The organism is Bradyrhizobium sp. HKCCYLRH3099 (genome assembly GCF_051167855.1).
GTDB lineage: Bacteria > Pseudomonadota > Alphaproteobacteria > Rhizobiales > Xanthobacteraceae > Bradyrhizobium.
Genome location: NZ_JBNPTW010000001.1, coordinates 797,382 through 818,594 on the forward strand (window position 1 = coordinate 797,382; position 21,213 = coordinate 818,594).

Sequence of the window (21,213 nt, forward strand, 5' to 3'; positions counted from 1 at the left end):
AAGCCCTGCGCTTCCAGTGCCTCTCGGCGAGCAAATGAGGCATCCGCTTGGTCCGGATGTTGCAACCTCATCGCAGGCACGGAAGTGGCGGGTCGAAAGTGAGGCAGTGTGGCTGACGGTCGTCCAATGCAGGTGTATCTCGCGCAACCGCGCGGTTTTTGTGCTGGCGTCGTGCGTGCGATCGAGATCGTCGAGCGCGCGCTGGAGAAGTACGGCCCTCCGGTCTATGTGCGCCATGAGATCGTGCACAACAAGCACGTCGTGGAGAGCCTGAAGGCCAAGGGCGCTGTGTTCGTCGAGGATCTGTCGGAGGTCCCCCCGCGCGCCGTGACCGTCTTCAGTGCCCACGGCGTGGCCCGCTCGGTCGAGGAGGAAGCCGCCTCCCGCGGCCTGCCGGTGCTCAATGCCACCTGCCCGCTCGTCACCAAGGTCCACAACCAGGGCAAGCGCTACACGTCCAGGGGGCGTACCCTGGTGCTGATCGGCCATGCCGGCCACCCGGAGGTCGAGGGAACCATGGGCCAGGTTCCAGGCCCCGTTTACCTCGTCCAGAACGTTTCGGAGGTTGCTGCCCTGCCCCTGCCCGTGGACACCCCGATGGCCTATATTACCCAGACCACCTTGAGCGTGGACGACACCAGGGACATCATTTCGGCCCTCCAGGCCCGCTTTACAGACCTTCAAGGTCCCGATATCCGGGATATCTGCTATGCGACACAAAACCGGCAATCTGCGGTAAGGGACTTAAGCAAGCTGGTGGACGTAATCCTGGTGGTGGGCGCCGCCAACAGCTCCAACTCGAACAGACTGCGCGAGATCGGCACCGAGGCCGGCGTCGACAGCTATCTGATCGCTGATGGCAGCGGGCTCAATCCGGATTGGCTGACAGGAGCCAAGGCCGTCGGCATCACTGCCGGCGCCTCGGCTCCCGAAGTGCTTGTCGACGACGTAATCGCGGCCCTGCGGCGCATCGGACCGGTCGAGGTCGCGGTGGTCCCGGGGCGGGAAGAAAACATCGAATTCCGCCTGCCGGCCGAATTGGTCGCGGGCTGATCGGTCCTCGTTTGGTCCAGAAAGAAGAGACGTAATGGCAATCCCCTTCCATAAGGAACTGCGTATCGGGGCCTATCTGATGAAGCAGAAGCTTCTCGGCCGCAAACGCTATCCCCTCGTTCTGATGCTGGAGCCGCTGTTCCGCTGCAACCTGGCCTGCGCCGGCTGCGGCAAGATCGATTATCCCGACGCGATCCTCAACCGCCGCATGAGCGCGCAGGAGTGCTGGGACGCCGCCGACGAGTGCGGCGCGCCGATGGTGGCGATCCCCGGCGGCGAGCCGCTGATCCACAAGGAGATCGGCGAGATCGTGCGCGGCCTAGTCGAGCGCAAGAAGTTCGTCTCGCTCTGCACCAACGCGCTGCTCTTGGAGAAGAAGCTCGATCTGTTCGAGCCGTCGCCCTATCTGTTCTTCTCGGTGCATCTCGACGGCCTGCGCGAGCATCACGACAAGGCGGTGTCGCAGAAGGGCGTGTTCGATCGCGCCGTCTCGGCGATCAAGGCCGCCAAGGCCCGCGGCTTCACGGTGAACGTCAACGCCACCGTGTTCGACGGTCACCCGGCGGAGGAGATCGCGAAGTTCCTCGACTTCACCACCGAGCTCGGCGTCGGCGTCACCATGTCGCCTGGCTATGCCTATGAGCGCGCGCCGGACCAGGAGCACTTCCTGAACCGCACCAAGACCAAGCAGCTCTTCCGCGACGTCTTCAAGCTCGGCAAGGGCAAGAAGTGGAACTTCATGCATTCCGGCCTGTTCCTCGACTTCCTCGCCGGCAACCAGGAGTTCGAGTGCACGCCCTGGGGCATGCCCGCGCGCAATATCTTCGGCTGGCAGAAGCCCTGCTATCTGCTCGGCGAAGGCTACACCAAGACCTTCAAGGAGCTGATGGAGACCACCGACTGGGATTCCTACGGCACCGGCAAGTACGAGAAGTGCGCCGACTGCATGGCGCATTGCGGCTACGAGGCCACCGCGGCCAACGCGGCGCTGAGCAACCCCATCAAGGCCATGGCCGTGTCGCTGCGCGGTATCCGCACCGAGGGCCCGATGGCGCCGGAGATCGACCTCTCCAAGCAGCGCCCGGCGCAGTACGTGTTCTCCTCCGAGGTCCAGAAGCGCCTCTCCGAGATCCGCAAGGACGAGGCCATCGAAGCGCAGCAGAAGGCCTCGACGGCGGCCTGATCCGCTATCACCAAACAGCAAAAAGGCCGCCGAGCAATCGGCGGCCTTTTTGTTGCAGTTATGTTGGAATACGTAGGGCTTCAGTCAGGCGCAGGCTTCGCGAGTGTGCGAAGCTCTCTCCACGCGTCATTGCGAGCGTAGCGAAGCAATCCAGAGTCCCGCACACCACCCTGGATTGCTTCGCTGCGCTCGCAATGACGGAGCAAGCTGAATAAGTGGAGAACCTCGGCTCTAACTCATTAGGCGAGCGCTCGTGAGGCGCTGCCTCACGCCTCTGCGGCCGCCAGCGTCTCGGTCTCGAGGAAATGCTCCGCTGCCAGCAGGCCGCTCAGCAGCAGGTCGCGGGCGCCGCGCAGCGAGCGCAAGGCGCGGTTGAACTCGATGCCGGTCGACACGAGGCCGCCCAGCACGGTCGGATTGCGCGCGACGCCGCGCAGGATCATCGGCAGATCGATGTCGCCGTTCGGCTTGATCGCATCCTTCGCGAGCGACGGCAGCGTGCGGTGGGCCGGATCGGAGATCACGCGCAGCGCGGCGAAGGGCAGCCCGAACTCGGCGGCATAGGCGGCCGCGATGTGGCTCTCCATGTCGACGGCAGCTGCGCCGGTCTTCATACGCAGCGCGGCCTTGCGGGCCTGCGCCACGACCACCTCTTCGGCGCCGGCGAGCACGCCGCGCACGACGCGGCGCTTCTTCAGCGCGGCACGGGCGATGTGCTCTTCACGCAGCGACAGGCCTGACAGCCAGCGGGCATCGCCTGCGGTCACTTCGGTGGCGACGACGATATCGCCGGCCTTCAGGCTGGGATCGAGGCCGCCGGCCACGCCGAAGCTGATGACGCCACGGATCGAAGTCGGGTCGAACACGGTCAGCAGCGAGCGCAATTGCTTGGGATCGCTCGAGCTGCAGATGACCATCATGCCAGGGCCGGCCGCGATGCGAGCCTCCTGCACAAGTCCCGTCACGACCAAGACCGGCCGCGGATCAATCGGGCGATCCGCGGACGAATCGTCCCCCATCCCCAACTTCACAATCCGACCCCTGACACCTTCTCGGACGTCGCGATCCGACGTCTCCGTCTCTTGTTCCAAAGCCTTAAGCCGCAGCAGCGCCAGAGCGGAAAGACCTTAACAAACCGAGGATTACGCAGAAAAATTCCGCGAGGAAACCCCGTTTGCGCCGCACTGCACCCGTAGGCGAAGCGTTTTTTGCCCGGTGTTGCCATTTGGTCCCGCTGGCGCTTGTTCCAGTCGGGAACAGGATCGCCAAAGCGTCACCGGCCATGGAACTTTAAGCAAGAAACGAGCCACGAAAATGTGAGACTCACGCCAGGAGGCGGGATCGAGGGGGGCGGATGTGAGCAAATGGATCGCCCGAGCCTCGCGCAAAACAACTGGTGTCGTCCCGGACAAGCCCGGCAACGCGCAGCGTTGGCGGGCGCCGATCCGGGACCCATACTCCGTGACACCTCTTGGTTGGGCCCGCTCGACCGGCAGCGTGTTTTCACCACAACCGCCGCGGCGTATGGGTCCCAGCTCGGAGGCCGGGACGACACCGATGATGTGGCGCCCTGCTCAGCAGATCCGAAGGTCGGCGCTGCATCGACAATGCGCAGCCGCGCCGTGGCGGCCGTTATCCCAGCAGCAGATCGGCTGCCCGATCACCAGATCGCACGGAGCCCTCGATCGTCGCCGGCAAGCCGGTGTCCGTCCAATCACCCGCCAGCGCGAGATTGCTGAACGCCGTCTTCGCACCCGGCCGCAGCGCGTTCTGCTCCGGAGTCGCTTCGAAGGTCGCACGTCGCTCGCGGACGATCTGCCATGGCGGCAGTTCGGCGGAGATGCCGGCGGCCTTGCAGACATCGGCCCAGATCGCTGCCGCAAGTTCTTCGCGAGGCATGTCGACCAGGCGGTCGCCATTGCTGATCGTCACCGACAGCCGCTGCGGAAACGCGAACAACCACTCGATCAGGCCGCCGACGACGCCGAGCAGCGGCGGCGCATCCTTCGGCGGCGTGATGCGGAAATGAGCATTGACGATGGCGCGATACTTCGTCGGCCCGGTCAGCCCCGGCAGGAGGCCCATCGCCGGGCGCGGCGGCACCGCCAGCACGACGACATCGGACGGCCCGAGCGCAACGGTCTCCTCACCGAATTTCAGACCGGTGACGCGACCGCCGGTGCTTTCGAGCCCGCGAAGCTCGCGGCCGATGCGGACGCTGCCGCCCTTTCCTTCCAGGAATTTCACGGCCGGATCGATCAGCACGCCCGAGAGACCGTCATGCGCGATCAGCGGACGGCACGCCTGTCCGCCGGCCAACAGGGTCTCGCGGACGATGGCGCCGGCGAGCCCGGCCGAGCCCTCCGGCGGATCGCAGTTCAGCGCGGCCAGCAACAGCGGCTGCACCAGACGGTCGTACAGCGTGCCCTTGCAGGGGATGGTGGTGCCGATCGTCTTCGAGGTGCCGGCCCAGATCAGCGGCGACAGCGCCAGGTAGTCGCCGAGCTTGGTATCCGGCACGCGGCGACTCTTGTCGAACACCCACAGCGGCAGCCGGCCGCTGCCGAGATCGAGCAGCCAGCGCTGGCCGGTCTTGATGTCGGCGAAGGCAAACTGCGCCTCCTTGGGGCCGACCAGTCCCGCCTCGGAGCCGATCGTCCGGGCATAATCGAGCACGTGGTGATTGGCCGACAGCAGCAGATGATTGCCGTTGTCGATCACGAGATCGGTCGCGGCGTCATAATAGGAGCGGCAACGGCCGCCGAGCTGCTGCGTCGCCTCGTGAACATGGACGACGTAGCCCGCATTGGCGAGCCGCACGCCGGCGGAAAGGCCGGACACGCCGGCGCCGATGATGTGAGCGGTCTTCTGCATCAGATGATTGCGTAACGGAGGATGATGCCGATCTTCGTGAGCTTGCTCACGCGGACGGGCTCGCGCGGCAGCGCGAAGCCGCGTTCGAGCAGCAGGTCGAACACGGCGCGGTAGTATTTCGACATGATCCGCGGCGCGCGCACCGCGCGGCGGCGATTGCGCCGCATGATCTCGTCGGCCTTCTCGAAATGCGTCTTGGCCCTGACCGCCACGGAGTTGCAGACCTTCGGCAGCGCGCGCTCCTGCGTCACCTTGGCGGGATCATCGCCGGTGATGCCGGCGAACAGCAGCGCCTCGCGCGGCAGATAGAGCCGGCCGATGGCCGCGTCCTCGTCGATGTCGCGCAGGATGTTGGTGAGTTGCAGCGCGCGGCCGAGATGATGGGCGAGCAGGATGCCGTCCTCCTCGGGCATGCCGAAGATGCGCACCGAGAGCCGGCCGACCGCGCTGGCGACGCGGTCGCAATACAGGTCGAGCGTGGCGAGATCCGGCGCGCGGATCTCCGCCGGCACGTCCATCTCCATGCCATCGATGATGGCGAGGAAATCCTCGCGCTTCAGCCCGAAGGTCTTCACCGAAGTCACGTAGTCGCGCAGCCGCGGCGGCGGGTGGCCCTGGTACAGCGCGTCGATGTCGTCGCGCCATTGCTGCAGCGCCGCCAGCCGTTCGGCTCGCGGCCCATCGGAGTCGGCGATATCGTCGACCTCGCGGCAGAAGCTGTAGACCTGGAACATCGCATCGCGCTGGGCGCGCGGCAGGATGCGCATGGCGGCATAGAACGAGCTGCCGGAGGCAGCCGTACCGTGGTCGATAGTCTCTGCGGTTGCTTCGAGGGTCATGCGCCCGCCGATTTGGTCTGGGGATGGCGGCCAGCGACGCGGCGGCCGATCTCGCCCATCACAGAGGTGAAGGTGAGGCCGAGCATGCCGGCCGGCGTCAGATGCACGCGTTCGCTCAGGGGATCGCGCACCTGGAGCAGCGCCACGATGCGGTCGGCGAAGGCCTGGATCACCGCGATCTCGAGCCCGAACCGGAAATCCTTGACGCCGCTGTTGAGGTCCCTGCCCTCCTCCAGCAGCGCGGCGTTGCGCACCGCGAGCTTCTGCAGGCAGCCGAGCAGTTGCGGCGACGACTTGGACTCCCCCAGCATCTCGACGGTCGCGCCAGCCTCGGCGAGTGCATCGCGCGGGAGATAGACGCGGTTCAGCGCCTTGTAGTCCTTGCCGCAATCCTGCAGGTGGTTGTTGATCTGCAGCCCGGCACACACCGCATCGGAGGCGGCCCAGGTCGACACATCCTCGCCGTGCACGTCGAGCATGAAGCGGCCGACAGGCATCGCCGAATAGCGGCAGTAGTGGATGACCTCGTCCCAGTTCTCGTAGCGCAGCTTGGTCACATCCATGCGGAAGGCGACCAGCAGATCAAGCGCGTGGCGCGGAGACATGCCGCGCGTCGCAAGCGCCCGGCGCAGGCTGACGGCGACGTCCTGGGTCTCGCCTGTTCCCGTCAGCTCGGACTCGAGCAGATCGAGCAGCCGCAGCTTATCGTCACCCGGCAGGCTCGGATGATCGGCGATGTCGTCGGCGGTGCGCACGAAATTGTAGAAGGCGAGGATCAGCGCCCGATGCTCCGGACGGATGATCCAGGAGGCAACCGGAAAGTTCTCGTCCCGGTGTGTCTTGCCGGATCGCAAATCGCTCGCGGTGGTCATCGACGAAACAGCTATCAGGTTGAAGGGGCTTACGGAAAACAAGGCCCGCCGCTTCGCTCATGCGAACGGATTGCTGGCCCCCATATAGGGCAAGATCCGGCCAAAACCAATGCAATCGATGCCGGACCGCCCATGCAGTCCGGCCGCCGCCCGCCCCTGACGGGCGGGCCGACGGCCGTTAACCAAGATGGTCCGGAAGCATGCTTCCGGACGGCACCCGCTTACTGGTTGTGGCTCTTCAGCACCTTGTCGCATTCGGGGGTGATCTTGGAGCGGTTCTCCTTCAGGCACGCCAGGATCGTGAAGTCGCCCTGATCGATCACCGCGCGGCAATGTTTCTGAACGTCACGGGTGCAGGCCGCCTGCTCTTCGGCGGTGCCACGTCCGCCCTGCGCGACGGCGGCGGTGGAAACGGTGAGCGACATCAGGGAAAGTGCCAGGACAATCTTACGCATCGTGTTCCTTCATTTTGACAGCAGAGGAGACCTCCCGGATCGCCGTTGCTGCCCGGGAAACACCTGTTTGGTTTGGCAAGGACCGCAAGCCCCCCAGCGCCGGAGGTACGCTGCCAAATGCGGCCAAATTTACGCCCTATGATCCGAAGCAGCCCGGCTTCGGCATCACAGCTTTGGCATAAACAAGGCTTTGATACTAGGGCATTATTTTCGGAACAGCTTTTTCGTATTTGGCTGTTGCACACATGCCGCGCGGACCGTTAGATGCGCCGCCGCGGAAGCTGTGTTTTGCAGCAGTTCGCGAGCAACGATATTCGGCGCCGGCCGGTCGCACGGTGCCGACGGGCATCATGGCGACCGGTCGCAGCGCCCGACCGGCCGTCATTTGAACCTAACCTTCGGCGAGAACACCAAGTGTTCGAAGCGGCTGCTTAAGCCGGCACACCGTGTCATTCTGGATGGGAAACTCGATATGAAACTGTTCGGCTCACCTTTCTCTGGGCGCGTCGTCAAGGCCGCCGGTCTCGGAGCAGCCCTGTTCGTGGCGGCGACCGCAGTTCACGCGCAGTCGGGCCCGTTCGCCGGCTTCGACGGCTCGTGGTCCGGCAACGGCACGGTCGCGCTGTCCGACGGCACCACCGAGCGCATCCGCTGCAAGGCCAGCTACCGCGTGGCCGGCGCGAACCTCAAGCAGAGCCTGCAATGCGCCAGCGATAGCTACAAGTTCGATCTGTCGAGCGACGTCACCAGCCAGGGTGACCGCATTTCGGGTAACTGGAGCGAGTCCAGCCGCAACGTGAATGGCGAACTGCAGGGCACTGCGGGCAACGGCCAGATCGACGTGTTCGTCCAGGCCGCCGGCTTCGCCGCCAGCATCACCTTGAAGACCAGCGGCAACAAGCAGGTCGTGCAGATCTCCTCGAAGGGCGAGATCCGCGGCGTCAACATCACGATGTCGAAGACCTGATCGGGTCCATCAGCAGCTGAACAAGCAAACGGCCCTGACGATGTCAGGGCCGTTTTGTTTTAGTCGGCTTACGCACCCGTCGAGGCGCGGAGTTCGAGCCCCGCTGTCATCGCCCGGCTCGACCGGGCGATCCAGTATTCCAGAGGCGGTAGCGATTGAACCGATAGGCCGCGGCGTACTGGATCGCCCGGTCGAGCCGGGCGATGACAGTTGTGTGTGAAGGCTCCACCGCTCGCTTCACGGCGATCCTAGTTGTGTGAGGGCTTAGACCAAGCCCCTACACCGGCTTCCGCTTCAGCTTTTGCGACAGGTTGATCAGGAACATCGCTGTCGGGCGGAGGATGAAGAGGTCCGCGAACAGCGCGGCCACCATCGAGAACGCGCTGAGCCAGCCGAACAGACGCAGCGACGGCAGGTCCGAGAACACGGTGACGACGAGGCCGCAGGCCAGCACCACCGTGGTGAGGATCAGCGCAGGACCGACCAGCACGGTGGCGCGCTCGACGGCCACGGCCGCACTGACGCCGGGCGCGCTTTCCATTCGCAGCCGGTTGAGGAAGTGGATAGTCGCGGACAGGCCCAGGCCAAAGGAGACGGTCAGCGCGACCACGCTGGCGAATTGCAGCCCCTCCCCCATCGCCCACAGCAAGGTGCCGGACATCACGACCGGGAAGATGCCGGGCAGGATGCAGGCCAGCATGACGACCCAGGACCGGAACGCGAGGCCGATGAACATCGCCACCAGCGCAAACTCGATGGTCAGGCCGTGGTTGAGCTTCTGGATCATGCTGGCCGAGTTGCGCGCGGCAATCGCAGCCAGGCCGGTCACCGCGACCTCATAGCCAGGATGCTTCTTCCTGACCGCGTCGAGCTCGTGATCGAGCTTGTCGACGACCGGCAGCAACTGGCTCGAATCGAGGTCGGGCACGCGGCCCGCGACCACCACCGCGTCCTGCTCCTTGTCGATGAAGCGACGCACCAGATGCTCGGGGATCAGATTGACGTATTCCTGCAGCGTCGCGGTATCCGACGATTGCGCCTTCTCCGCCAGCCAGCGCCGCAGCGTCTCCACCGACCAGACGTTGCCGACGCCGGCCGTCTTTTCGACGGTGGCGTGGACGTCGGCGATGGTCTGCAGGGTCTCCGGCGCGTAGAGTGAGGCGCCCTTGGGGAACTGGATGAGCACGTTGACCGGGTTGGCGCCGGTCAGCTTGGCATCGAGGCGGTCGCTGGCCGCGACCGCCTGCTGCTTGTCCGGCACCTGGTCAGCGAGACGGTAGCGCGGTTCCAGGCTCGCATAGATCACCGCGAGTCCGCCGACGAAGATCACCGCGATCAGGCTGAAGAGGCCGGGACGGCCGACCATGCGCACCGCGATCCAGTAGCAGAAGTTGCGTAGCGCCTGCACGCCGGCGTCCGCGCCCTGGAACTTGACCGCGAACACCTTCTCGTTGCGCACCAGCAGCACGCCGAACACCGGCACCAGCGACAGCACCGCCACGAGCGCGATCACTGTCGCGGCAAGGCCCGCCTCGCCGAATTTGCGGATCAGGTCGCTGTCGGAGAACTGCAAAGCGATGAAGGAAATGCCGGCGGTGGCGTGGGTCAGCACGCAAGCGGGACCGACGACGAGCACCGCGTTCTTGAATGCCGTCACCTTGTCCTGTCCCGCGATCAGCCGGTCGCGGGCTGCGAATGTCAGCTGCATCGAATCGGAGAAGCTGATGACCATGATGAGCGGCGTCATCACGTTCAGGAACATGTTGAGGTTGAAGTTGGCCCAGCCGAGCGCGCCAAGCGCGAGCAGGATCGCGATCAAAGGCGGGAACGCCGCCGCAACCATGAACGAGACCTTGCGGAAGAAGATGATCGCGATGATGCAGCCCGCGAGGATGCCGAGCACGTTGTAGGTCAGGCCGTCGCGCTCGACCGCGTTGCGGATTTCGAGCTGCATCACCGGTACGCCGGAGAGCTGCACGTTCAGCCCGGTATCACCGAGGTCATCGGTCATCAGCTTGCGGATTTCGCCGACGACCTTGCCGAGATCGTTCGACGCGACCACCTTCGGCTCGAGCGAGAGCACGATCAGCGCCAGCGTGCCGTCTTCCGACAACAGCTTGCCGCGGATGATCTCGTTGGATTTCACCGTCTCGATGAACTTGTCATAGGCCTCGCCCTCCGGAAGCTCCGACGGGAACAGGGCCGCGGGCAGCTTGCCCGGCGCCGGTGCCTGGCGGGCCGAGAACAGCGACACCAGGCCGCGGGTGCCCTCGACGAGCTGCAAATCGGTCACGAAGTCGCGCAGCTTTTCCAGGTTCTGCCGGGCCAGCAGCGTCTTGCCCTCGACGACGACGAGGACATCGAATTCCTCGGCCGGGAACTTCTTGGTGACTTCCTCGTACTGATGGAATTCCTTGCTGTCGGAGCGAAACAGCTGGCTCAGCGAATCGTCGATCTGGATGCGCTTGATGCCGAACACGGCCCCGACGATCAGCACGAGCAGAACCAGGCAGGAGATGATCGGCGCCTTGACGGCGAACAGGCCGATGCGCTCGATGCCGAAGGCGATGCTGTCGGCCGGTCGCTGCTCGACCTTCTCGACATGGACTTCGTTGTCGTGCCTGACTTCCAGCATGCGGTGTCCAGTGGTTGGGGCGCGGCCCAGTTCGGAAGGCCTGAGCGCATAGGGCAGAAATAAGGCCGCTCGGCGAAGCAGAGATGACCGGATTATGGCCCGCAGCCCAAGCTAATCCTTGAAAAAACGTGAAAATTTGTCGAGCCAGGGTCTAGCAGGGTTCACTCCCGCACCGCAACCGGGGGCGCCACACAAGACGGCGAGGCCGCAAGGAGAATGGGATCACGCCACGATTCTGTCATGCTTGAAAAGGGCATGGCGGCGGCACACCCGGCGCCACGCTCAAGCATCCAGTCCCCAACAGCCTACCGGATCCGGCCTTGCCCTCGAGGGCGAGGCGGGGCTGCCCGGCCCTACCGACGGAGTTCAGCCGGCTGGAACGGCGGCCTCGCGCAGCCGGAGCGAATAGTTCGACGCGTTCTGATGGCCGCGGGAGGCGGCGCGGGCGAACATGATCAAATGATGCGCGATCATCGCCACCGCGATGAAGTTCTCGATCTCGCCGCGCTTGAGCTGGCTCCAGGCAAACCGCCAGAACGGCCGCTTGTAGTCGCCGAGCACGCCGACCTTCCAGAAGATCTTCCCCATCATGACAAGGCCGCGCTTGATGTTCGGCCAGGTCTTCATCTCGTCGCTGACCGGCATCTTGATGCGGTTGGAATAGGTGTTGTCGCACTGATGCTTGAAGCGCGCAAACAGCCGCTCCGGCTCGTAGGCGACTTCCATGCAGCGGCGCCAGCCTGTCACCACGTCGTCATAGGGCATGAGGAACTTGACGTTAGAATCGCGGCTGTCGTCATGCACCAGCCTGCCCTCGCGCTCGAGCCGGTCCCACAGCGGGGTCTTCGGCAGCGCCTGCAGCAGATTGATCGTCAGCAGCGGGATCCGGCTCTCCTCGACGAACTGCAGCAGCGCGTCCGCGGTCTGCGGCGTGTCGGTATCGAGCCCCATGATGATGCCGGAGACGACCTCCATGCCGTAGCTGTTGATGGTCCTGATCCCCTCCAGGATCGGCACCATCATGTTGTGGTCCTTCTGCATCGCCGTGAGCGCGTCAGGATCGGGTGTCTCGATGCCGCAGAAGATCGTGATGAAGTAGGCCTCCCGCATCTTCTCCAGGATCTCGGGCCGCTTCGCGATGTTCAGCGTGGCCTCGCAAGCGAGCCGCATCACATAGCCGGTACGCTTCTGCCATTCGATCAGATGCGGCAGCAGATCCATCGCCGCCTTGCGGTTGCCGATGAAATTGTCGTCGACGAAGTAGACCGAGCCGGTGACGCCGCATTCCCGGAGCTTGTCGAGCTCGGCAATGATCTGCTGCGGGCTCTTGATGCGCGGGTTGCGCCCGTACAGGCCGGGGATGTCGCAGAACTCGCACTGATACGGGCAGCCGCTGGAATACTGTATACTACCGAGGAAGTATCTCGTCACCTCCGCCAGCTCATAGGCCGGCACCGGGAACTCCGTCATCGCGACGCGCTCGTTGGTCCGCAGCACCACCTGCTGCGCGGGCCGCGACGGATCCCGCGCCAAGCGCTCGATCAGTTCGTCGGTGGCATCGCCGAGCTCGCCGACATGGAGATAGTCGAAGCTCGGATAATAGTCCGGGCAGGCGCTGACCGAGGGGCCGCCGAGCGCCACAGCCAGGTCGAACTCATGCGCGCGGCGGCAGATGTCGTTCATCTGCTGGCGCTGGATGTGCATACCGCTGACGAACACGGCTTCCGCCCAGGTGAAATCCTCCTCGCGCGCAGGCCGGATGTTCTCGTCGATGAAGCGGACTTCCCAGGATTTCGGCAGATAGGCCGCGATCAGCAGCAGTCCCTGGGGCGGCATGAAGGCCTGCACGCCGTCGGTGAGCGGATAGGCATGCTCGAAGGTTCCGAACGACGAAGTATAGCGCGGAAACACACAAAGAATACGGCGTATCGTTTCGGTGCGTTCGAATCTCATCGACCATCCTCGCAACGACCAGATATCCGGTTACCTTACGGTGGGACTTAACGCTTCGCTACCCCCTTCCGGAAAAGTTGAGCCCGCGGCTCGCCGCCGAGTCACCTGGGTTGTTTGAATGCCTGCATGACTCAGCGGAACCTGGGTGCGCGAATTCCACCGGGCGTCTCAGCTTCGCCTCTGGCGTTGGACGCGGCGGCGCGCGGGACAGCGATCATCGCAGCCGGTCGCCAGCGTATCGCAACAGACCGACGGGCGCCTGCTCGTGCCGGGACGTCGGCAACGGCTGCGGCGATGAACCGGGCACCCGTCGTCCGTAGTTAAGCGGATACCGGTGGTGGCAAAGTGCGGCGACTCGCGTCCTAACAAATTGAAATTCAAAGAAAAGTACGCGCGGGTTGCATGGTAGTTGCGATGGCACTTAACGGTTTCTCCATGAAGCTTTTGCATAACTATTAACAAATAAGCACCGTGTCCGTGTCACCCAACTGCGGTATTCCAGCTCATGACTTCACGTCAGACGTCGGCGACGACGGCCTCGCGCCACTCCATCGCGGTCAAGCTCTACGCGATCTTCGGACTCTTTGCGCTGCTCACGGCCGCGATCACCTGGTTGTCGGACTACAACTCACGGCGTGCCGCCGAGCTCACCAAGGCGATCGAGACCGCCAATCTCGCCGCGCTCAACGTGCAGCTGGTCAACGGCCTGGTCTACGCGGTCGTGATGGAATCACGCGGCGTGTACATGTCGACCGATCCGGCGGTCGTGAAGCGCTACGGCGATGGCCTGCTCAAGTTCAACGCCGAGATCCTCAAGGTCGTCGACAAATGGCAGTCGATCGTGCAGGTCGACGATGCGCAGCAATTCGCGACCTTCAAGAAGCGCATCGAGCAGTTCGTGGACTTCCGCAAGGAGCTGGTGCGGCGCGCCAATGAGATCAGCCCGGCCGCGGGACGCGAATGGGGCGACAACGATGCCAACCGCTCGGTCCGCTCGGCCCTGAACAAGGATCTCGACGAACTGTCGAAAGTCTATCTCGAGCGCGGCCGCAAGATCGGCGAGGCCACCGAGACCAACCGGATGCTGTCGCTGGTGCTCACCGGCCTCGGCGGTGTGATGCTGCTGCTCGTCGTCGCCGGCGTGGTGATCATCGCCCGCTCGGTCGCCCGCCCGCTGTCGCAGATCACCGAGACCATCCGTCAGGTCGCGACCGGCGCCGAGAACGTCGAGGTGCCGCATGCCGGCCGTGCCGACGAGATCGGCGAACTCGCCCGCGCCATCGGCGTGTTCCAGCAGGCGATGGCGCATAACCGCGACCTCAATGTCCAGGTGTCGCAGGATTCCGAAATCCGCGAGGCCCGCGCCCGCCATATCGAGTCGGCCGTCGAGCAGTTCCGCACCGCGATCGGCGGCGTGATGCGCACGGTGACCGAGAACGCCGCGGCGATGCGCAGCACCGCCGAGACGATCACGCGCCTCACCGCGGACGCCAATGAACGGGCCGGCACCGCCGCCAGCGCCACCACCCAGGCCTCGACCAACGTCTCCGCGGTCGCCAGCGCCGCCGAGGAGCTGTCGACCTCGGTCGAGGAGATCGGCCGCCAGATCCAGCAATCCGCCGGCGCCGTCGCCCAGACCGGCCACCGCACCGAAAAATCGATCACCGAGATCGAGGGCCTCGCCGCCGCCACCCAGCGCATCGACGGCGTGCTGACCCTGATCCAGACGATTGCCGAACAGACCAACCTGCTCGCCTTGAACGCCACCATCGAGGCCGCCCGCGCCGGCGAGGCCGGCCGCGGCTTTGCGGTCGTCGCCCACGAGGTCAAGGCCCTGGCCGGACAGACCGCGAAGGCCACCGAAGAGATCAGCCAGAACATCGGGCTGATCCAGGCCTCGACCAAGACCGCGGTCGATGCCGTCCGCGAGATCGGCGATGCCGTCCGCGGCATCAACGAAATCACCACCAACATCTCCAACGCCATCCAGCAGCAGGACCAGGCGACGCGCGAGATCTCGGTGAATGCGCAGTCCACCGCGCAGGGCAATCAGACCCTGGTCTCCAACATCGGCTCGCTGCGCGACGCCATCGGCGAGACCTCGACGGCGGCCGCTTCGGTGCTCTCGGCCTCCGGCGATCTCAATGCGACCGCGCAGACGCTCGCCCATGAGGTCGAACGGTTCTTCCAGAACCTGCGCTCCGGCCCGTCATCCGACACAAGGCAGCGCAAGGCGAGCTGACCGGCACGCACGAGGCCGCGTTCCGCCTCAGGCGTGCACCGCGTCCCGCTCCGGAAACGCGATGATCGGCGCGGCCGAGAGCAGCGCCTTGGTATAGGCATGCTGCGGCCGGTCTAACACGTCGTCGCGGCTGCCCTGCTCCACGATCCGTCCGCCCTGCATCACCACCACGCGGTCCGCGACCTGCTCGACGGCCGCCAGATCGTGGCTGATGAACAGGCAACCGAAGCCATATTGCGCTTGCAGCCGCGCGAACAGGCTGAGCACCTGCGCCTGGATGGTCATGTCCAGCGCCGACACCGGCTCGTCGGCCACGACGAAGGCCGGCCGGCGGATGATCGCCCGGGCGATCGCCACCCGCTGCCGCTGCCCGCCCGACAATTCATGCGGCCAGCGCTGCGCGAGGCCTGACAGCCCGACCTCTTCCAGCGTCGCCGTGACGCTGCCCGCTCGCTCCGCCGCCGTGAGCCCGGTGTGGCGCAACGGCTCGGCGACGATGTCGCCGACGCGCATCCGCGGATCGAGCGAGGAATACGGGTCCTGGAAGACCAGCTGCGCGGCGAGGCGGAAGTCCTGGTCGATCGCCGACGTCACGTCGCGGCCCAGGAAACGCACCTCACCCGCCGCAAGCGGCAACAGCCGCAGCATCGCGCGGCCGAGCGTGGTCTTGCCCGAGCCGCTGCCGCCGACCACCGCGACGGTCTCGCCGGCACGAATGGAGAGATCGACGCCGTCGACGGCCATCAGGCCCGCGTCGCGGCGAAACAGCCGCTGGCGGCCGGGAAATGCCACCTTCAAGCCGCGGACGGCCATCACGACCTCGGCCGCTTCAGGGACGCTGCGCGCGGCGGTCCGGCGCGGCAGAGCCTCGACCAGTTCGCGGGTATAGGCCTCGCGCGGCTCGGTCAGAATCCGCTGCGCCGTGCCGGTCTCCACGAGCCGCCCGCGGCACAGCACCACGGCGCGCTGCGCGTAGCGCGCGACCAGGCCGAGATTGTGGGTGATCAGCATGACCGCGGTGCCGTGATCGCGCGCCAGCGCGACCATCAGGTCCAGCACCTCGCGTTGAGTCAGCGTGTCCAGCGCCGTCGTCGGCTCGTCCGCGATCAGGAGCTTCGGCCGCAGCAGCATGACGGAGGCCAGCATGATGCGCTGGCGCATGCCGCCGGAGAATTCGTGCGGATAGGCGTCGAAGGTCCTGAACGGATCGCGGATCTGCACGCGCGCCAGCATGTCCAGACAGCGGCGGCGCGCCTCGTCGCGCCCCAGGCGCTCGTGCAGCAGCAGCCCTTCCATCATCTGCGCGCCGATCGTGAGCGCCGGATTGAGCGAGACCATCGGCTCCTGGAACACCATGCCCATGACCGGCCCCCGCAGCGCGCGCAGCCGGCGCGGCGGCAGCGCGGTCAGATCCTCGCCGTCGAGCATGATGCGTCCACGGCTGCGCACCAGCCCGGCCGGCAGCAGGCCGAGCACGGCGCGCGCGGCCGCCGTCTTGCCGCTGCCGGACTCACCGACCACGGCGACGAACTCGCCGCGGCCGATCTCGAACGAGATGTCATGGACGATCGGCGCGCCGGTGGCAGTCGTGATGCCTAGACCCTCGATCCGGAGCAGCGGCGCCGTCATCGCTGCGCCATCCGCGGGTCGAGGCGATCGCGCAAGGAGTCGCCGAGCAGGTTGATGCCGAGCAAGGTCAGCGCAATGCACAAGCCGGGGGCGATGCTCAGCCACGCCGCGCTCTCCATATAGGGCCGGCTGCCGGCCAGCATGTTGCCCCAGGTCGGCGCTGGCGGCGGCACGCCGAGGCCGAGGAAGCTCAGCGCGCTCTCCGCCAGCAGCACCCAGCCGAACATGCTGGTGGCGAGCACGGCCACCGGCGCGACCGCATTGGGAAGCACGTGGCGCAGCAGCGAATAGAGCTCGGAATTGCCGAGCACGCGCGAGGCCTCGATGTACTCCTTCTCGCGGATCGACAGCACGGTGCCGCGGACCACGCGCGCGACCGAGGGCATGTAGGCGAGCGCCAGTGCGAGCACGAGGCCGAAAGTGTTGGCCCCGATCACGATCATCACCGCAAGGGCCAGCAGAATGCCGGGGAACGCCAGCAGCGCGTCGTTCATAGCCATGATCAGGCGATCGGTCCAGCCGCGCCAATAGCCGCTGATGCTGCCGATCAGGACGCCCGCGGCGACCGCGAGCACGACGGTCGCAAGCGCAACGATCACGCTGGTCGACGCGCCGGCCATGATCCGGCTCAGCACATCGCGACCGAATTCGTCGGTGCCGAACCAGTGCTGCGACGATGGCGGCTGCAGGCGCGCCCGCAGATTGACACGTAGCGGATCGAACGGCGTCCAGAGCTCCGCGCCCAGTGCTGCGCCGACGAGCAGCGCGATCAGGACGCCTCCGATCGCCGTATTCGCCCGGACCCTCATGCCACCGCCACCCGGGGATCGAACAGCGGATAGCAGAGATCGACGATCAGATTGACGACGACATAGATCAGCGCCGTGAACAGCAGGCAGCCCTGCACCACCGGATAGTCCCGCGCGAAGATCGAGTCGACCAGCAGGCGCCCGAGACCCGGCAAGGTGAACACCGTCTCGATCACGGCGATGCCGCCGAGCAGATGGCCGAGCACCAGTCCGATCAGGGTCCAGGTCGGCGCAAAGGCGTTGGGCAGCACGTGACGCGCCAGCACGCGCCATTCCGGCACGCCCTTGGCGCGCGCATGGGTGACATAGTCGAGCCGCAGCACCTCGATCGAGGCCGCGCGCGCCATCCGCGTCAACACGCCGACCTCGATCATCGCCAGCGTGACCACCGGCAGCACCATGAACAGCGCGGCGCCGACGAAGCTCTCCGAGAACGGCACATAGCCGACGACGGGAAGCCATTTCAGCTTGAGGCCGAACAGCAGAAGCAGCAGCAGGCCGAGCCAGAAACTCGGGATCGACAGCAGCAGCGTGGCGCTGCCGACGATGACGAGATCGATCGCGGAGTTCTGCCGCCAGGCAGCGATCAGGCCGGCCGGCACGGCGATACAGGCCGCGATCGCGACCGCGACCAGCACGATCGCGGCGCTGACCTGGAAACGCTCCAGGATCAGCGGCAGAACCGGCAGGCCGTTGGTGATGGAATGACCGAGATCGCCGACCGCGAGCCGCTCGAGCCAGTACAGGAATTGCACCGGGATCGCGCGATCCAGACCGAGCTGCTGCCTGAGCGCCGCGGTCTGCGCCGCGTCGGCAGCATCACCCAGCATGACCTGGACGGGATCGCCGGGAATGAGGCGCACCAGCAGGAACACCGCGACCGCCACGATGAGCAGCGTCGGGATCGTCGTCACCAGGCGGCGCAGCAGATAACCGAGCATCGTCCTCGAACTCCGGCGGTCAGGGCTGCAGGCTCACGCCCCAGAACCGCGCCTGCGGATAGAGCCAGCCGGCATAGCCTTTCACCGACTTGCGCAGCGCAGTGAGCTCCGAGCCGTTGAACAGCACGATCATCGGGACATCGGCGATGAAGCGCCGGTGCATCTCGTCGAACAGGGCCTGTCGCTTGGCCGGATCGGATGTCAGCATCGATTGGCGCAGCATCTCCTGGGCCTCGGCATTGTCCCAGACCTTGCGCGGCTGTGACGCCTTCGGCCCCATCACCATCTCGAAGCTCAGCGACGGATCGAGCCGGGCCGAATAGATGAACGCCATCGCCTGGTAGTCGCCCCGATTGTAGCGATCGAGCTGCGCCGCCCAGTCGAGCACCTCCAGTTCGATGTTGATGCCGACCGCGCGCGCCATCTCCTGCGCCAGCACGGCGGCATCGAACACAAAACTGTAGCGTTTGTTGGTGATCAGCTTGATCGGCTGGCCGCGATAGCCGGCGGCTGCGAGCAGCTTCTTGGCCTCGGTCAGATCCTGCTTGTAGCCCTGCGCCTGCACGCCGCCGTGGAACGGGCTGCCGATCGGCAGCGCCGAATTGTTCGCCCGCGCGGTGCCTTCCATCACGACATCGACGATCTGCGGCATGTCGAGCGCAAGCGCCAGGGCACGACGAATCCGAACGTCCTTGAGCAGCGGATCGCGGGTCTGGAACAGAATCCCGGTCATGCTGAGCGACGGCGTGATGCTGAGCTGCACCTCGGGCCGCGTCTTCAGGTCGCCCATATCGGGGATCGACAGGCTCATGATGACGTCGAGGTCGCCGCTGAGCAGGCCGGCCTTGGCGGCCGCGCTGTCCGGGATGACGTTGAAGCGGACGCGGTCGACGGCCGCCGCCTTGGCGCCGGTCAAGCCGGTGCGCGGCTCGCTTCGCGCGGCGTAACCGTCGAACTTGATCACGTCGACATATTGACCGCGCTTCCACTCGCCGAGCTTGAACGGCCCCGTCCCGATCGGCGCGATCCACTTGCCGTCGGCGCCGACGGAATCGCGATGAAGGATGGCCGTCTGCCCGCAATCCGGACGGGCCAAGGTCGGCAGGAACAATGCCGTCGGCTGGTCGAGCGTCACCGTGACGGTCTGCGCATCGATGGCGTCGATCTTCTCGATCCGGGCAATCCCGTTCGGACCGAACTCCGACAGGCAGCGCCATTGCGTGGCGGGATCGAGCCAGCGCTTCAGCGACCAGACCACGTCGTCTGCCGACATCGTCGCGCCGTTGTGGAATTTGACACCCGGACGCAGCTTGAATGTGTAGATCTTGCCGTCGTCCGATATCGTCCAGCTCTCCGCGAGCATGGGCCCAACCGACGTATCGTCGCGGAAGGCGACAAGACCTTCGACGACATGCGCCATCACGCCATCGGTGTTGGCGTCGCGGTTGGTGCCGGGATCGGTCGACCGGATGTCGGCATTGAGCCTCGTGCGCAGCAGCGTCTCCGCGCCGGCACCGGGCGAGCCTGCCAGCAGCGCAATCAACGCGCCGGTGAGCAGCAAGGGAAAGCGCCGGACGGACCGCATCATGACGCCAGGGCGGCTGGGGCGCGGTCCGCGCCAACCGCCATCTCGAGCCGATAGCTGGTGAACTGCTTGTTCAACGCCGGGAGCGGCGCGACCTCCATGAGACCGTCAGCCGGCTCCATCACGATCATCGCGACGGTGGCACTGAGATTGTTGCCGAGATTGCGCCGCGGCGGACGGCACACCGACCAGGGATCGGCGAAATTGTCGAACAGCGCCGCTTTCACCGCGTCCTTGGTGATGGCGCCGATCTGCGGCTGCAAGAGGTCGCGGACGCGAATGTCGCGATAGAGGCTGCAGGGCGTGTTGGCGATGCCTGTGTCCTTGAGCTTCGACAGCGCCACCGGGCTGACGAAGTGATTGGCATGCACCAAAAGCCCCCGCTCCGGGTGGACCTGGAAGCTCTCGTCCGGCGCGCATTCGAAGTCGATCGCCACACCCTCGCAATGGCTGACGATCATGTTGTTGGCGGCCGATTTCTTGGTGCAATAGACGGTGCGCATGGCGAGCGCGACATGCTCGCTCTCCAGCACCTTGCGGCGGATCAGCGCCAAGGGCACGCCGACCTCGCGATAGTCGCGGTCGGATTCGAGGTAGTTCGCGGTGATGGCCACGCCGATCGCGTTGAACCCGGAGCGTCCCAGCGCGCCCGCCTCGGTGAATGTCAGCAGGTCAGGCCCGTTGTCACGGCGCACCCGCAGCACCACCGCGGTCTCGACGCATTCGCGCTTCCAGTCCCAGTTCTGCGCGTGAATGAGACGGCGATGCGCGGTCGCCACAGGCAGCGCGACGACGCCGGTGCAGCCATCGGGCTCATCGGGCGTCTTCAATCGCGCCCGCACCTCGGGCCGCGCCAGCTTGAGAATCTCGGTCCGCGCGTTGAGCAGCACCACGTCCTCGAACGGCACGTCCGCGCCCACCGCGATGCCGCGCATTTCCTCGACATAATCAGGCTCGAACTGCTCGATGACCGGCAGATAGTCGCGTACCAGCGCGGCAACGCCTGCCGCGTCCAGCGAGAGATCCCTGAGCTGCGCCAGATAGTGCGTCGTACCCTTTCGGATGCGGGCCACGGCCTGCTGGCCATATTGAACACCCCGCTGGTACGGCGCGCCGGAGATTTCGATCAGGGGAAACGGTTCGATCATCACTGTCGCAAGCTTCCTTTACGCAACT

At 65.6% G+C, this 21,213-nt stretch carries 16 protein-coding genes; 4 read left to right on the forward strand and 12 right to left on the reverse strand.

Going from position 1 to position 21,213, the window contains the following annotated elements; genetic code table 11:
- Nucleotides 1-126 precede the first annotated feature (126 nt).
- Both ispH and hpnH read left to right on the forward strand, forming a co-directional pair.
- A complete protein-coding gene (ispH, locus tag ACQR1Y_RS03785) occupies nt 127-1,053 on the forward strand; it encodes a 4-hydroxy-3-methylbut-2-enyl diphosphate reductase (protein WP_434875365.1) in 927 nt (308 codons plus the stop codon).
- A gap of 34 nt (nt 1,054-1,087) precedes the next feature.
- Nucleotides 1,088-2,236 carry an adenosyl-hopene transferase HpnH gene (gene hpnH, locus ACQR1Y_RS03790; RefSeq protein ID WP_434858383.1) on the forward strand — a complete coding sequence of 383 codons (1,149 nt, stop codon included), beginning with the start codon at nt 1,088-1,090 and terminating at the stop codon, nt 2,234-2,236.
- 266 nt (nt 2,237-2,502) lie between these two features.
- On the opposite strand, the gene ACQR1Y_RS03795 is transcribed toward hpnH, so the two are convergent.
- From ACQR1Y_RS03795 to ACQR1Y_RS03815, 5 genes are all read right to left on the reverse strand, one after another.
- Nucleotides 2,503-3,267 (reverse strand): phosphorylase, encoded by a 765-nt coding sequence (locus tag ACQR1Y_RS03795; protein ID WP_434875364.1) that lies wholly within the window; start codon nt 3,265-3,267, stop codon nt 2,503-2,505.
- A gap of 601 nt (nt 3,268-3,868) precedes the next feature.
- Nucleotides 3,869-5,110, reverse strand: a complete 1,242-nt coding sequence (gene hpnE, locus ACQR1Y_RS03800; protein WP_434875363.1) for a hydroxysqualene dehydroxylase HpnE — start codon at nt 5,108-5,110, stop codon at nt 3,869-3,871.
- Nucleotides 5,110-5,949: a presqualene diphosphate synthase HpnD gene (gene hpnD, locus ACQR1Y_RS03805; protein WP_434858380.1), complete on the reverse strand. Its 840-nt coding sequence runs from the start codon at nt 5,947-5,949 to the stop codon at nt 5,110-5,112. Before hpnD ends, hpnE begins: the two co-directional genes overlap by 1 nt.
- Complete coding sequence (gene hpnC, locus ACQR1Y_RS03810) at nt 5,946-6,821, reverse strand: squalene synthase HpnC (protein ID WP_434875362.1); 876 nt, start codon at nt 6,819-6,821, stop codon at nt 5,946-5,948. The genes hpnD and hpnC overlap by 4 nt, the downstream gene beginning before the upstream one ends.
- A gap of 221 nt (nt 6,822-7,042) precedes the next feature.
- A complete protein-coding gene (locus ACQR1Y_RS03815) occupies nt 7,043-7,276 on the reverse strand; it encodes a hypothetical protein (RefSeq protein ID WP_434875361.1) in 234 nt (77 codons plus the stop codon).
- 472 nt (nt 7,277-7,748) lie between these two features.
- On the opposite strand from ACQR1Y_RS03815, the gene ACQR1Y_RS03820 reads away from it, so the two are divergent.
- Nucleotides 7,749-8,243: a hypothetical protein gene (locus ACQR1Y_RS03820; RefSeq protein WP_434858377.1), complete on the forward strand. Its 495-nt coding sequence runs from the start codon at nt 7,749-7,751 to the stop codon at nt 8,241-8,243.
- Between the two features lie 277 nt (nt 8,244-8,520).
- Here the strand turns inward: ACQR1Y_RS03820 and ACQR1Y_RS03825 are convergent, their stop codons facing one another.
- Together ACQR1Y_RS03825 and ACQR1Y_RS03830 are read right to left on the reverse strand one after the other, a co-directional pair.
- The gene (locus ACQR1Y_RS03825; RefSeq protein ID WP_434875360.1) at nt 8,521-10,878 is read right to left on the reverse strand and encodes an efflux RND transporter permease subunit; all 2,358 of its coding nucleotides are present in this window, start codon (nt 10,876-10,878) and stop codon (nt 8,521-8,523) included.
- A gap of 366 nt (nt 10,879-11,244) precedes the next feature.
- Nucleotides 11,245-12,831 carry a B12-binding domain-containing radical SAM protein gene (locus ACQR1Y_RS03830; protein WP_434875359.1) on the reverse strand — a complete coding sequence of 529 codons (1,587 nt, stop codon included), beginning with the start codon at nt 12,829-12,831 and terminating at the stop codon, nt 11,245-11,247.
- Between the two features lie 505 nt (nt 12,832-13,336).
- Here ACQR1Y_RS03830 and ACQR1Y_RS03835 point away from each other — a divergent pair.
- Nucleotides 13,337-15,073, forward strand: a complete 1,737-nt coding sequence (locus ACQR1Y_RS03835) for a methyl-accepting chemotaxis protein (protein WP_434858374.1) — start codon at nt 13,337-13,339, stop codon at nt 15,071-15,073.
- 27 nt (nt 15,074-15,100) lie between these two features.
- Here the strand turns inward: ACQR1Y_RS03835 and ACQR1Y_RS03840 are convergent, their stop codons facing one another.
- Genes ACQR1Y_RS03840 through ACQR1Y_RS03860 form a run of 5 tightly spaced genes read right to left on the reverse strand, consistent with a single transcriptional unit; the run spans nt 15,101 to nt 21,185 of the window.
- Nucleotides 15,101-16,702 (reverse strand): ABC transporter ATP-binding protein, encoded by a 1,602-nt coding sequence (locus ACQR1Y_RS03840; RefSeq protein WP_434875358.1) that lies wholly within the window; start codon nt 16,700-16,702, stop codon nt 15,101-15,103.
- Nucleotides 16,699-17,511: an ABC transporter permease gene (locus tag ACQR1Y_RS03845; protein ID WP_434875357.1), complete on the reverse strand. Its 813-nt coding sequence runs from the start codon at nt 17,509-17,511 to the stop codon at nt 16,699-16,701. The genes ACQR1Y_RS03840 and ACQR1Y_RS03845 overlap by 4 nt, the downstream gene beginning before the upstream one ends.
- Nucleotides 17,508-18,452 (reverse strand): ABC transporter permease, encoded by a 945-nt coding sequence (locus ACQR1Y_RS03850; RefSeq protein ID WP_434875356.1) that lies wholly within the window; start codon nt 18,450-18,452, stop codon nt 17,508-17,510. Before ACQR1Y_RS03850 ends, ACQR1Y_RS03845 begins: the two co-directional genes overlap by 4 nt.
- A 19-nt stretch (nt 18,453-18,471) precedes the next feature.
- Nucleotides 18,472-20,040, reverse strand: coding sequence for an ABC transporter substrate-binding protein (locus tag ACQR1Y_RS03855; protein WP_434875355.1), 1,569 nt, complete (start codon nt 20,038-20,040; stop codon nt 18,472-18,474).
- A complete protein-coding gene (locus ACQR1Y_RS03860) occupies nt 20,037-21,185 on the reverse strand; it encodes a C45 family autoproteolytic acyltransferase/hydolase (RefSeq protein ID WP_434875609.1) in 1,149 nt (382 codons plus the stop codon). The genes ACQR1Y_RS03855 and ACQR1Y_RS03860 overlap by 4 nt, the downstream gene beginning before the upstream one ends.
- Between the last annotated feature and the right edge of the window lie 28 nt (nt 21,186-21,213).